10 protein-coding genes and 1 pseudogene are annotated in these 12,597 nt (G+C 71.8%); 5 read left to right on the forward strand and 6 right to left on the reverse strand.

The window, feature by feature from the left end; translation table 11 throughout:
* Positions 1–11 precede the first annotated feature (11 nt).
* Both AC156L_RS40080 and AC156L_RS40085 read left to right on the forward strand, forming a co-directional pair.
* A complete protein-coding gene (locus AC156L_RS40080) occupies positions 12–971 on the forward strand; it encodes an aldo/keto reductase (RefSeq protein WP_484407785.1) in 960 nt (319 codons plus the stop codon).
* A pseudogene (locus tag AC156L_RS40085) lies at positions 968–1,792 on the forward strand (amidohydrolase family protein); the annotation flags it as partial. The gene AC156L_RS40080 and the pseudogene AC156L_RS40085, both read left to right, overlap by 4 nt.
* A 73-nt stretch (positions 1,793–1,865) precedes the next feature.
* Here AC156L_RS40085 and AC156L_RS40090 read toward each other — a convergent pair.
* Positions 1,866–2,540, reverse strand: coding sequence for a FadR/GntR family transcriptional regulator (locus AC156L_RS40090; RefSeq protein WP_330878243.1), 675 nt, complete (start codon positions 2,538–2,540; stop codon positions 1,866–1,868).
* Positions 2,541–2,726: 186 nt separating this feature from the next.
* On the opposite strand from AC156L_RS40090, the gene nagA reads away from it, so the two are divergent.
* On the forward strand, positions 2,727–3,929 hold the full coding sequence (gene nagA / locus AC156L_RS40095; protein ID WP_330878242.1) for an N-acetylglucosamine-6-phosphate deacetylase: 1,203 nt from the start codon (positions 2,727–2,729) through the stop codon (positions 3,927–3,929).
* A 120-nt stretch (positions 3,930–4,049) separates the two neighbouring features.
* Here nagA and AC156L_RS40100 read toward each other — a convergent pair whose 3' ends face one another.
* Genes AC156L_RS40100 through AC156L_RS40120 form a run of 5 tightly spaced genes read right to left on the reverse strand, consistent with a single transcriptional unit; the run spans position 4,050 to position 9,653 of the window.
* Positions 4,050–5,093 carry an SIS domain-containing protein gene (locus tag AC156L_RS40100; protein ID WP_330878241.1) on the reverse strand — a complete coding sequence of 348 codons (1,044 nt, stop codon included), beginning with the start codon at positions 5,091–5,093 and terminating at the stop codon, positions 4,050–4,052.
* Positions 5,094–5,108: 15 nt separating this feature from the next.
* A complete protein-coding gene (locus AC156L_RS40105) occupies positions 5,109–6,542 on the reverse strand; it encodes a glycoside hydrolase family 3 protein (RefSeq protein WP_330878240.1) in 1,434 nt (477 codons plus the stop codon).
* 7 nt (positions 6,543–6,549) lie between these two features.
* Positions 6,550–7,371 (reverse strand): carbohydrate ABC transporter permease, encoded by an 822-nt coding sequence (locus AC156L_RS40110; RefSeq protein WP_259624355.1) that lies wholly within the window; start codon positions 7,369–7,371, stop codon positions 6,550–6,552.
* Positions 7,368–8,357, reverse strand: a complete 990-nt coding sequence (locus AC156L_RS40115; protein WP_330878239.1) for a carbohydrate ABC transporter permease — start codon at positions 8,355–8,357, stop codon at positions 7,368–7,370. Before AC156L_RS40115 ends, AC156L_RS40110 begins: the two co-directional genes overlap by 4 nt.
* A gap of 9 nt (positions 8,358–8,366) precedes the next feature.
* Positions 8,367–9,653, reverse strand: coding sequence for a sugar ABC transporter substrate-binding protein (locus AC156L_RS40120; RefSeq protein WP_330878238.1), 1,287 nt, complete (start codon positions 9,651–9,653; stop codon positions 8,367–8,369).
* A 229-nt stretch (positions 9,654–9,882) separates the two neighbouring features.
* Here AC156L_RS40120 and AC156L_RS40125 point away from each other — a divergent pair, with 229 nt between their 5' ends.
* Positions 9,883–10,641 carry a GntR family transcriptional regulator gene (locus tag AC156L_RS40125; RefSeq protein ID WP_106185379.1) on the forward strand — a complete coding sequence of 253 codons (759 nt, stop codon included), beginning with the start codon at positions 9,883–9,885 and terminating at the stop codon, positions 10,639–10,641.
* Positions 10,642–11,109: 468 nt separating this feature from the next.
* Positions 11,110–12,597: an MFS transporter gene (locus AC156L_RS40130; protein ID WP_484407787.1), complete on the forward strand. Its 1,488-nt coding sequence runs from the start codon at positions 11,110–11,112 to the stop codon at positions 12,595–12,597.

Consider the following 12,597-nt stretch of genomic DNA (forward strand, 5'->3'; position numbering starts at 1 on the left):
AGGAGTTCACCGTGAAGGTTTCGTTGTCGCGCTTGGGGTTCGGTGCCGCACCGATCGGCAACCTGTACCGCGAGGTCTCCGACGACCAGGCGCACGCGGCCGTGGACGCGGCGTGGGACAGCGGGGTCCGGTACTTCGACACCGCCCCGCACTACGGGCTCGGGCTGTCCGAACGGCGGCTCGGCGAGGCCCTCGCCGGTCGGCCGCGGTCGGAGTACGTGGTCTCCACCAAGGTCGGGCGGCTGCTGGAGCCGTTCGACGGCGGCGGCGACGACCTGGCCGAGGGGTTCGCCGTGCCCGCGACGTCCCGGCGGGTGTGGGACTTCAGCGCGGACGGCGTGCGGCGGTCGCTGGAGTCGTCGCTGGAGCGGCTGGGCACCGACCACGTCGACGTCGTGTACCTGCACGACCCGGACGACCACTGGGAGCAGGCGTCCCGCGAGGGGGTGCCCGCGCTGGTCGAGCTGCGCGAGCAGGGTGTGGTCGGGGCGATCGGGGTCGGCATGAACCAGTGGCGGATGCCCGCCCGGTTCATCCGCGAGACCGACGTCGACGTGGTGATGCTGGCGGGCCGGTACACGCTGCTGGAGCAGACCGCGCTGCCGGAGTTCCTGCCGCTGTGCCTGGAGCGCGGGGTGCCCGTGGTGGCCGCGGGCGTCTTCAACTCCGGCCTGCTGTCGCGCCCCTCGGTGCCCGACGGCGCCAAGTACGACTACGCCGACGCGCCCGCCGAGGTGCTGGACCGGGCCCGGAGGATCGCCGCGGTGTGCGACGGGCACGGGGTCGCGCTGCCGCGGGTGGCGATCCGGTTCGCGCTCGGGCACTCGGCCGTCGCGAGCGTCGTGATCGGGGCGCGGACGGCGGAGCAGATGCGGTCGAACGCGGCGAGCTTCGCCGCGCCGATCCCGGCCGAGCTGTGGACGTCGTTGCGGGACGAGGGGCTGCTCGGCGCGGAGGTGCCGGTTCCGTGATCGTCGACGCGCACCACCACCTGTGGGACCTGGACGTGCGGGACCAGGGGTGGATCACCGATCCGCCGATGGGGGTCCTGCGCCGCAGCTTCGGCGTGGCCGACCTCGACGAGCGGGCGAAGGCCTCCGGCGTCACGCGGACGGTGCTGGTGCAGACCGTCACCGTGCCGGAGGAGACGCCGGAGCTCCTGGCCGTCGCCGAGGACTCCGAGCTGGTCGGCGCGGTGGTCGGCTGGACGGACCTGACCGCGCCGGACGTGGCGGACGCCCTCGCCGGGCTGGCGGAGGCGCGCGGCGGGTCGTGGCTGCGGGGCGTCCGGCACCAGGTGCAGGGCGAGCCGGACCCGGAGTGGTTGTGCCGCGGGGACGTCCGGCGCGGGCTGGCCGCCGTGGGCCGGGCCGGGTTGGTGTACGAGCTGCTGACGCTGCCGGGCCAGCTCACCGCGGCGCGGCGGACCGCCGCCGCGCTGCCGGACGTGCGGTTCGTGGTGGACCACTGCTCGAAGCCGCCGATCGCGTCCGGCGACCTGGAGGGCTGGATCGAGCCGATCAGGTCGCTCGCGGCGCACGACAACGTGACGTGCAAGGTGTCCGGGCTGGTCACGGAGGCCGACTGGGCCCGGTGGACGGTGGACGACCTGCGGCCGTGCTTCGAGGTCGTGCTGGACGCGTTCGGGCCGGAGCGGCTGATGTTCGGGTCGGACTGGCCGGTGTGCCTGCTGGCGGCGGAGTACGCCGACGTCGTGGCGGCGGCGCGGGAGCTGACCGGCGAGCTGTCGGGGGCCGAGCGCGCGATGGTCTTCGCGGGCACCGCGACCGGGGTCTACGGCTTGGCACCGCAGGACGGGACCGGCTGCCGGGGGGTGGGGGGGCGCCGGGACCGGCGCCCCACGGCTAGGCCAGGTCGGACAGCCACTGCTCCACTCCCGCGACGTGCACCGTGGTCCAGGAGCGGGCGAGTTCGGTTTCCCGCAGCGCCAGCGCGTCCACGATCGCCCGGTGCTCGGCGATGGTGCGCTCGGCCGCGCCCGCCTGCGCTATGCCGCGCCAGATCCGCACGCGGACGGTCGGGCCCGCGAGGGTGTCCAGCAGCTGGGCCAGGTAGGCGTTGCCGGAGCCGCGGGCGATGGCGCGGTGGAACTCCAGGTCGTGCTCGACCAGTTCCTCGACCGACTTCGCGTTCTCGCCCGCGTCGCACATCGCTCGGAGGACGGCGACCTCCTCCGGGGTGATCCGCTGGGCGGCGAGCGCGGACGCCGCCGGTTCGAGGATCCGCCGCACCTGGAGGACCTCCAGGACCGAGTCCTCGCCGCGGTGCAGGTCCAGCACGAACGACAGGGCTCCGAGGAGGTCGTCCGCGCGCAGGCTGGAGACGTACGTCCCGTCGCCCTGCCGCACGTCGAGCACTCGGACGAGTGACAGGGCCTTGACGGCCTCGCGGAGGGAGTTCCGCGACAGTCCCAGCCGCTCAGCCAGGTCCGCTTCGCGCGGAAGGCGGTCGCCCGGCTTCAGCTCCCCGCTCACGATCATCTCTTTGACACGCAGGATCGCGTCGTCCGTGACTGCCACGGCACCCTCGACTCGGTAGTAGACCTCGGATGTCTGGTGTCCAGTATGAGACATCGGTGTGGGGTCCGCGTGGTCCAGCCATGGCGATCTTTCACTCAGTGATGGTCTAATTGGTTATCTTTCGACCGAGCGTGACTAAACCAGTGCTTTGCCGCCATAATGGTCTGGACCATTTGAGGAGGGACCTTGGACACGGTTGTCGCAGCCCCGCGAGCACTACTCGGTCGCACCATCACCGGTCCCGCCTACGTGCGAATCCGGGCCGGGCGCATCGTCGAGGTGGTCGCCGGTGAACCGCCGGTGGGCGCCGAAGTGCTGGCCGACGGACTGCTCACGCCCGGTCTGGTGGACATCCAGATCAACGGGGCGGTCGGAGTCGACTTCGCCGAAGTGGACACCGCGAGCATGAGGGTCGTCGCCGAAGCGCTGCCGCAGACCGGGGTCACCCGGTTCCTGCCCACGCTGATCACGGCGCCCGTGCCGGTGGCCATCCGGCAGGCCCGCGCGGTGCTGGCCGCCTCCGCGGCCCTGCCCGAGGGCGTGGGAGCCCGGCCGCTCGGCGTGCACTTCGAGGGGCCTTTCCTGTCGCCCAAGAGGCCGGGGGTGCACGACCCGGCGCTGATGGTCGAACCCGGCGTCGAGGAGATCGACCAGCTCCTGGCCGACGAGACCCTGCGGCGGGCGTTGCGGATGGTGACGCTCGCGCCCGAGCAGCCCGGCGGGATGGAGGCCGTGCGACGGCTGTCCGAGGCCGGGGTCCTGGTCGCCGTCGGGCACAGCGACGCCACGGGGTCGCAGACCCGCGCGGCGGCCGACGCCGGTGCGCGGATGGTCACGCACCTGTTCAACGCGCAGCGCCCGCTGGGCCACCGCGAGCCGGGCGTGCCCGGCGTGGCGCTGGTGGACGAGCGCTTCACCCTGGGGTTGATCGCGGACCTGGCCCACGTGGGTCCCGACGTGTGCAGGCTGGTGTTCAACGCCGCCGGGCACCGGGTCGCCCTGGTCACGGACGCGGTCGCCGCGGCCGGGATGCCGCCGGGCCGCTACCAGCTCGGCGGGGCCGACGTGCTGCTCACCGAGGACGGCGTGCCCCGCTCGCCCGAGGGCACCATCGCGGGCAGCGCCCTGACGCTGGACCGGGCCGTGCGGAACATCGTGTCGGTCGGCGTGGACGTGGCCGACGCCCTGGCCTCCGCGACGATCATCCCGGCCGAGGCCATCGGTGAGTCGGGGCTCGGGCGGCTGGCGCCCGGCGCCGTGGCCGACCTGGTCTGGTGGGACGAGGACCTGAACCCCCGGAAGGTGTGGGTGGACGGGCGGGTGGTGTTCGACGCCGACGCGGGCGCCGTGGTGGCCGCGGCCGTGGGGTACGCGACCGCCGGTCAGTGAGCTCCGCCCTCACGGGGCCTGGTGACCTCGGGGTCGCCAGGCCCCCGTTTCGTCGCGGGCCTCCCGGCTCGAACGACGAGGGCGGGGCCTCCACCGGAGACCCCGCCCTCGTCGGTGCGCTCAGCGGGTGCGGGTGACCTTCTTCAGACCCCTCGGGCTGTCCGGGTCGCCGCCGCGGGCCAGCGCCAGGCCGTGGGCGAGGCTCTGGATCGGCAGGATCTCCAGGATCGGGGCCACCTCCTCGGCGGTCTCCGCCACCGGGATGCGCAGGGCCGCCGACACCTTGTCGGCCGCCGACCCCACGGCCAGCACGTCCGCGCCGCGCCCGTGGACCACGTCCAGGACCTCGTGCAGGGCGTCGCCTCCCTTGCCGGTGCTGGTCACCGCCAGGACGGCCGTCTCGCCGTCCACGGCGGCCACCGGACCGTGCAGGAGGTCCGCGCCCGAGTAGGCGCGGGCACCCAGGTAGCTGGTCTCCGCGAGCTTCAGCGCGGCCTCCAGCGCGGTCGGCAGCGAGAAGCCCCGGCCCGTGGTGAGCACGCGGTCCACGAAGCGGTAGCGGCGCACGGCCTCGGTCACCGCGTCGGTCGAGGCGTCGAGGGTGGACCGGGCGAGGTCGCCGAGGTTCGCCGCGTGCTTCCCGTCGCCGCCGCGGATGGCGTCGAAGAGCAGGTACAGGGCCAGGAGCGTCGCCGAGTAGGTCTTGGTCGCCGCCACCGCGTGCTCCACGCCCGCGCCGACGTCCACCGAGAGTTCCGCCGCGCCGTTGAGCGGGGAGTCCGAGGTGTTCGTGACGGCCACGGTCAGCGCGCCCTGCGCGCGGGCCGCCTGGGTGACCTCCAGGAGGTCCGGGGAGCCGCCGCTCTGGCTGACCGACACCACGAGCACGTCGCGCAGGTCGGGCTTGCCGCCGTAGAGCGTGGTGGTGGACGGGGAGACCAGGCCTGCCGGGAGTTGCAGCAGGACCTCGGTGAGGTACTTCGCGTAGAGGGCGGCGTGGTCGCTGGAGCCCCTGGCCGCGAAGAGGACGAACCGGGGTGCGCGCTCGCGGACCACCGCCGCGACCTCGGCGATCTCCGCGCGCCGCTCGATGAGGCCGGAGAAGATCGCCGGTTGCTGCGCGATCTCCGCTGCCATGTGCCTGCCGGGCTGCTGCTCGGTCATCCCAATAAACCCCTGTCAGGTGGTCGAGAGGCGGCTGGAGGCGATGCGCTCTGCCGCGGCGCGCAGGCACACCCGTGAACCGCCGTGGGTGTTCACGCGGGCGACTGTGCCCAGGTCGGGGCCGGGCACGCCGGTTTCGACGTGCACTAGGTCCAGACCAATTTTAAGCATGTCGGTGACCAGATCGCGAGCCCAGGCGTGGCGGTGGGCCTCCCGCGTCACCACGATCACGGTCCTGCCGTCGGCCACCCCGGCGATCTGCTCGGCGCTCGCCGAGGCCGTGGCCAGCACTTCCGTTCCGTCGAGGAGGTCGGTCAGGTACGGGCCGAGACCCCACGGCACCTCGCCGACGGCTTCGGACGGTGCCACGACCAGGTCGACCACCAGCACTGGACCGGTAATGACCAGTTCACCGGTCACCTCGACTGCCCTGCGGGCCGCCAGCAGCCCGATCTCGGCGTCGTGGCCCTCGACCTGCGCGGGCGGGGCGCCCAGCGCCGCGGTGCGGGCCGCGGCCTCCTCCAGGCGCTCGCGGGACAGCTCACCCGCCTCCACGGCGGCCACGATGCTGTCGACCAGCCGCTGGAGGCCGTCGTCGTCCAGCGGCTCGCCACCGAGGCAGAGGGCGTCCACACCCGCGGCCAGCGCCCGCACGGAGCCCTGGGCGAGGTCGCCGCCCACGGCCTTCATGTCCAGGCCGTCGGTGATGATCGCGCCGGTGAAGCCCAGCTCGTCGCGCAGGACCGCGACGGCCTTCGGGTTCAGGGTGGCCGGGGCCTCGCCCCACTCCGGGACGACCAGGTGGCCGGTCATGATCGAGCGGACACCGGCCGCGACGGCCGCGCGGAACGGCACCAGCTCCACCGCGTTCAGCTCCGCGACGGTCCTGGGCAGCACCGGCAGTTCCCGGTGCGAGTCGGCCGTGGAGGCGCCGTGGCCGGGGAAGTGCTTGGCGCACGCCGCCACGCCGTAGACCTGCTGGCCCTCCACGAACGCCGCCACGTGCTCGCCCGAGACGACCGGGTCCGAGCCGAACGCCCGGACGCCGATGATCGGGTCGTCCAGGGTGAGCACGAGGTCCGCCGAAGGCGCCAGGTTGACCGTGACGCCGCAGGCCGCCAGGCGGGCGCCGATGCTGGCCGCCACCTGCCTGGTCAGGTCCACGTCGCCGGTGGCGCCCAGCGCGTGGTTGCCCGGCACCTCCGAGCCCTTGCCCGCGTCCAGGCGGGTGACGTCCCCGCCCTCCTCGTCGATGCCGATGACCACGTCGCCGCGCGCCGCGCGCAGCTGCGCGTTCAACGCGGTGACCTGCTCGTCGTCCACGACGTTGCGGCCGAACAGCACGACGCCGCCCAACCCGCCGGTCACGCGCTCGAGCAACCAGTCCGGAGCGGTGGTCCCGTGGAAACCCGGTAGCAGTACGGCGGCCGCGAGCCGGTGCAGCGACATGCGCTCTCTATCCCTTCACGGCACCGGCGGTGACACCGGTGACCATCTTCCGCTGGACGATGAGGAAGAACACGAGCACGGGCACGGTGAACAGGGCGGACGCGGCCATCGCGCCGCCCCAGTCGGTGCCGAACGCGGACTGGAAGCCGCTCAGCCACACGGGCAGGGTCTCCTTGTCCTCGGCGCGGACCATGACCTTGGCGAACAGGAACTCGTTCCACGCCGTGATGAACGCGAACACCGACGTGGCCACGAGGCCGGGGCCGAGCAGCGGCAGCGTGACGCGCCGGAACGCGCCCCACCGGCCGCAGCCGTCGACCATCGCGGCCTCCTCCAGCTCGATCGGGATGCCGTTCACGAAACCGCGCAACGTCCACGCGCAGAACGGCAGCGTCACCGCGAAGTAGATGAGGACCAGCGACGACAGCTGCTCGTAGAGGCCGAGGTCGCGCATCATCAGGAACATCGGGATCAGCAGAGCCTCGAACGGCGCCATCTGGGCGACCAGCATGAGCATCACGAAGCCCTTGCGGCCGCGGAAGCGCATGCGGGACAGCGCGAGCGCGGCCAGCAGGCCGATCACCAGCGCCGCCACGACGGCGGACAGCGAGACGAGCAGGCTGTTGCCCAGCGACTGGAGGAAGCCCGGCTTGGTCCACGCGGTGACGAAGTTGCTGTTCGTCACCGACGACGGGATCAGGTCGAAGTCGCTGGAGAGCAGGTCCTTCTTCGGCTTGAGGGCCGTCGTGACCATCCAGTAGGTGGGGAAGGCGAAGAACGCGGCGATCAGCACCGCGACGACGTTCGCCGACACCTTCTTCGCGTTCACAGCTTGCCCTCCTGGGTCTGGAGCAGCTTCCGCAGGTAGGTCACCGTCAGCAGGGTCAGGATGACGACCATGAGCACGCTCACCGCCGCGGCCACGCCGAAGTGGCTCTGCGAGATGCCCTCCAGGTACTGGAGGACCGGCAGCGTCGTGGAACCGCCGCTCGGCCCGCCCTCCTTGAACACCCAGATCTGGGTGAAGACCTTGAAGTCCCAGAGCAGCGACAGGAACGTCACCATCATCAGCAGGGGCTTCAGCTCGGGCCACGTGACCGCGCGGAACGTCTGCCACGCCGTCGCGCCGTCGATGCCCGCCGCCTCGTAGAGGTCGGCGGGGACGCCGATGACGCCCGCGTACAGGGAGAAGGCGAGGAAGGGGATCGCCTGCCAGACGATGAGCAGCCCGATCACCGAGAGGGTCGCGGTGCCCGTGGAGAACCACGAGTACCCGGCGAAGTCGAAGCCGAGCTTCACCAGGATCTTGTTCAGGATCCCGTACTGCTGGTCGAAGATCCACTGGTAGACCGTGGTCGACGCGATGATCGGCATCGCCCACGCCAGCAGCATGCAGACCTGGAGCAGGATGCGGATCGGGGTGCTGAGCTGGCGCATCAGCAGCGCGATGGCGAGGCCCACGACCACGGACGCGGCCACCACGGCGGCCGTGAAGACCACCGTGCGGACGGTGATCTCCCAGAAGCGCGGGTCGGAGAGGACCTTGGTGTAGTTGTCCAGGCCGACCCAGACGATCTCGCCCCGGACGAGCTCACCCAGGTCGAGCTTGCGGAAACTGGTCACCACCACCGAGACGACCGGAAAACCGATCAGCCAGAGGATGCCGAGCACGGCGGGGGCCAGCAGCAGGTACGGCAGCAGCCGGTCGAAGGCGCTACCCCGGCGGCGCCTCGCGCCGCCCGCAACGGCACGCCGCGGTGCCGGTGAGGAGTTCCTCACCGGCACCGCGGCGTCGGTCGTTTCAACGGCCGTCATCGCTGGTCGTCAGCCGCCGAGCAACGCGTTGAGCGCGGTGTTGGCGTCAGCGGTCGCCTGGTCCAGGCTCTTCGCGCCGGTGAGGTACGCGGTGAGCATGTCCTTCAGCGGGTTCTGACCGGCCTCGACAGCGGCCCACTTCGGCGTGGCCGGGGTGACCTTGCCGTTGACCGAGGAGGCGGCGAGCGCCTTGCCGACCGGGTTGGCCGACAGCGAAGCGGTGTCCTTCGAGGTGCCGGGCACGGTGCCCGCGGCGCCGAGCTGGTCCTGGTACTTCTTGCTGCTGAGCAGCTTCAGGTAGCCCTTGGCCAGGTCCACGTTCTTGCTACCGGCCGGGATGGCCAGGTTCGAGCCGCCGAGGAACACGGGAGCGGTCTTGCCCGCGGTCTTGGACGGGACGGGGAACGCGGAGGTCTTCTTCTCCAGGTCCGGGTTGGCCTTGACGGCGCCGCCCAGCTCCCACGGCAGACCGATCATCATCGCCACGTTGCCCGTGCCGAAGACCTCCATCTGCTGCGGCTTGGCCTCGTCGGTGTCCTTCGGGGCCTTGGTGCCGGAGGCGTCGACGAGCTTCTTGTAGAAGTCCACGCCCGCCTTGGCCTGGGCGCTGTCCAGCGTGCCGACGAACTTGTCGCCGTCCTTCTTCGCGACGTCGCCGCCCTCGTCCCAGATGAACGACAGCAGGGAGTACCAGGACTGACCCGGCAGGTAGAGCGCCTGGAAGTCCGGGTTGGACGCGTTGGCGGTCTTCAGCTTCTCGATCGCGGCCAGCCACTCGTCGCGCGAGGTGGGGGGCGCGGTGATGCCCGCGGCCTCGAACAGGTCCGTCCGGTAGATGACGGTGCGGTTCGACGCGTAGAACGGCAGGCCGTACTGCTTGTCCTCCCACGTCAGGGAGTCCTTGAGGCCGCCGAGCCACTCGCCGCCGTTGAGGTTGGCGGCGTCACCGGTCAGGTCGAGCAGCGTGCCCTCGGACGCGAACTTCGGCGTCTGGGTGTTGCCGAGCTCGATGACGTCCGGCGGGGTGTTGCTGGTCAGCGCGGTGGTCAGCTTCTCCTGGATGCCGCCCCACTTCTGGACCTCGTACTTGACCGTGACGTCCTTGTTCGAGTCCTGGAACTCCTTGTGCAAGGCGTCGGTCAGCGTGGTCGGCGCGGAGCCGTCCATCAGCCAGACCGTCAGGGTCTTCGGGCCGCTCGACTCAGCGGCCGTCGTACCCGACGGGCTCGTGCCACATCCGGCCACGGTTACCGCCAGTGCGGCGGCACCAACGGCAAGTCCTCTCCAGCCCTTCACGTTTGCGCCCTTTCAGAAGCCCGGTCAACCGTCGACCGGGACCAGCCAAGTGGTGTAGACCAATGCGGCCTAGAGTGTGCCGCGCCACAGCCCCTGTCAAGGACGTTGCCGAGACGTTGCAAAGTCATCCGACGAATTTCCTATGGCTTGTCGGGGGTTCGAACGCACGATCCGGCGCGGACAAGGCATCCTGTGGGTGGAGCCGCGATGCTGTACGAGGAGGAAGGCCATGCTGGAGACGACGCCTGGAGCAGGCGTGGACGCCAGGTCTCGTGCGCAACGCGAGCCGAAGTACTGGGGACTCAAGCGGCACCTGCTGGACCTGTTGCGCGCGCTGCCGCCGGGATCCCCCATTCCGACCGAACGGTCCCTGGCCGCTGACTTCGACGTTTCCCGCACCACGGTGCGCCAAGCGCTTGCGGAGCTGACCGTCGAAGGACGGCTGCTCAGGGTGCAGGGCAAGGGAACCTTCGCGGCGGAGCCCAAGGTCGCGCAGCGCCTCCAGCTGTCTTCGTACACAGAGGACATGCGGGCGCAGGGCCGCAAGCCGTCGTCACGCCTGATCGAGGCGTCCGAGCTGCCCGCGGAGGCGGAGCTGGCCAGGTTCCTCGGCGTCCGGGCGGGCGCCAAGGTGCTCAGGCTGCACCGCCTGCGGCTGGCCGACGACGAGCCGATGGCCATCGAGACGACCCACCTCGCGCTCGGCCGCTTCCGCGGCCTCCGCCGCTACCTCGCCCCTGGAACCTCGCTCTACCAGGTGCTTCGCGAGCGGTTCGGCGTCGAGATGGGTCACGCCGAGGAGACGATCGAGACCGCGCTGGCCAGTCCCGAGGAGGCCGAGCTCCTCGGCGCGGACATCGGCCTGCCGATGCTGCTGCTGTCGCGGCACTCGTTCGACACCGAGGGCAATCCCGTGGAGTGGGTGCGAAGCGTGTACCGGGGGGACCGGTACAAGTTCGTGGCCACGCTGAACAGGCCCGCGGGCTGATTTCCGGTTTTACCGGAGAGCCGCCCCGCTCACGAGCGGGGCGGCTTTTCCCCGCGCCGGGCGGCCATTCGGTGGAATGGTAATAACCAGTGTCGACGCTGGTCAGATCGATCCGGTTGACGCGGTGCCGCGACCTTTCGGGCAATGTGACACAAATTCGCCTATCCGGTTTGACGATGGACTTCGAAACCGTCGGACCTTCCCGGTGCCGTCGAATCAGGAGACCTTCCCGGTCGGGTGCGCCCCGATTCCGACCGGGGTCGCCCGCCGGTTTCGGCTCGTCCGGGACACGTCGACGCACCACGTCCGGCTGGGGCTTCGGCTCCCGACGAACTGGCCGCCAGTCCTCCGAGGCGTCTCAAAGGGTGAAAAACACGCGACCGATCCCCGTCGACCCATAGGGATTCCGAATACCGGGGACGTCGTCCCGGCGCAGCCCGAGCGGCCGAACGGGGTCACAATGACGCCGTGGGGACCACCGAAGTGATCGTCTGGGGCACGCCGAGGGCCAGGGCCGTGCTGGCGACCACCATCGTCGGCTCGGGCATGGCGATGCTGGACAGCACGATCGTCAACGTCGCCCTGCCGAAGATCGGCGAGGAGCTGGACGCGTCGGTCGCGGGCCTCCAGTGGATCCTCAACGGGTACCTGCTGTCGCTCGCGGCGCTGATCCTGGTCGCCGGGTCGCTCGGCGACCGGTACGGCCGCCGCCGGGTCTTCACCTTCGGCGTCCTGTGGTTCGGCGCGGCGTCGCTGCTGTGCGGCCTCGCGCCCACGACGGAGCTGCTGGTCGCCGCCCGGATCCTCCAGGGCGTCGGCGGCGCGCTGCTGACGCCGGGCTCGCTCGCGATCCTCCAGTCGACGTTCGCCCGCCAGGACCGGTCGCGAGCCATCGGGGCGTGGTCTGGCCTGGGCGGCATCGCGGCGGCCGTCGGCCCGCTCGCGGGCGGGCTGCTCGTGCAGGCCGGGTCGTGGCGGCTGGCGTTCCTGATCAACGTGCCGATCGCGCTGGTGTGCGTGTGGATGGCCCGCCGGTACGTGCCGGAGTCGCGCGACGAGACCCTGACCGGCCACCCGAACGTCCTCGGCTCCGTCGTCGGAGCCCTCGGGCTCGCGGGCGTCACCGGCGCCCTCGTGGAAGCCCCGGCCCGCGGGGCCGGTGACCCCCTCGTGGTCGGCGCGGCCGTCGTCGGCATCGCGGGCCTGGTCGCCTTCGGCCTGCTCCAGGCCAGGGGCCGCACGCCGCTCGTGCCGCCGGAGCTCTTCGCGAACCGGACGTTCGTGCTGGCCAACGCGCTGACGTTCCTGATGTACGCCGCGCTCGGCGGCGTGATGGTGCTGATGATCCTCCAGCTCCAGGTGTCGCTGGACTACTCGCCGACCGCGGCCGGGCTGGCGGGCCTGCCGATCACGGTCGTCATGCTGCTCCTGTCCGCCCGCTCCGGCAGGCTCGCGCAGCGCGTCGGCCCCCGCGCCCAGCTCGTGGTCGGCCCGCTCCTGGTCGCCGCCGGGATGCTCCTGCTCCGCAACGCCGAGCCCGGCGCGACCTACCTCACCGGTGTCCTGCCCGGCATCGCCGTCTTCGGCCTCGGCCTGGCCACCGTCGTCGCCCCCGTGACGGCCACCGTCCTGGCCGCCGCCCCCGACCGCCACGCCGGCGTCGCGTCCGGCGTCAACAACGCCGTGGCCCGCACCGGCAGCCTCGTCGCCGTGGCCGCCCTGCCCGCTCTCTCGGGCCTCACCGGCACCGGCTACACCGACCCCGTCGCCATGACCGCGAGCTGGCAGAGGGCCCTGCTGATCTGCGCCGCCGCCGCGGCGCTCGGCGGCCTGCTCGCCCTCGGCACGGACAACTCGACGATGCGCGACACCCCGCGCCCCGACCCGGAGCGGCCGGGACCGGGCGACTGCCACTCCTGCGGCGTCGACGCGCCGCCCACCCACGTGCGGGCCTGA

This window comes from Umezawaea sp. (assembly GCF_057122925.1).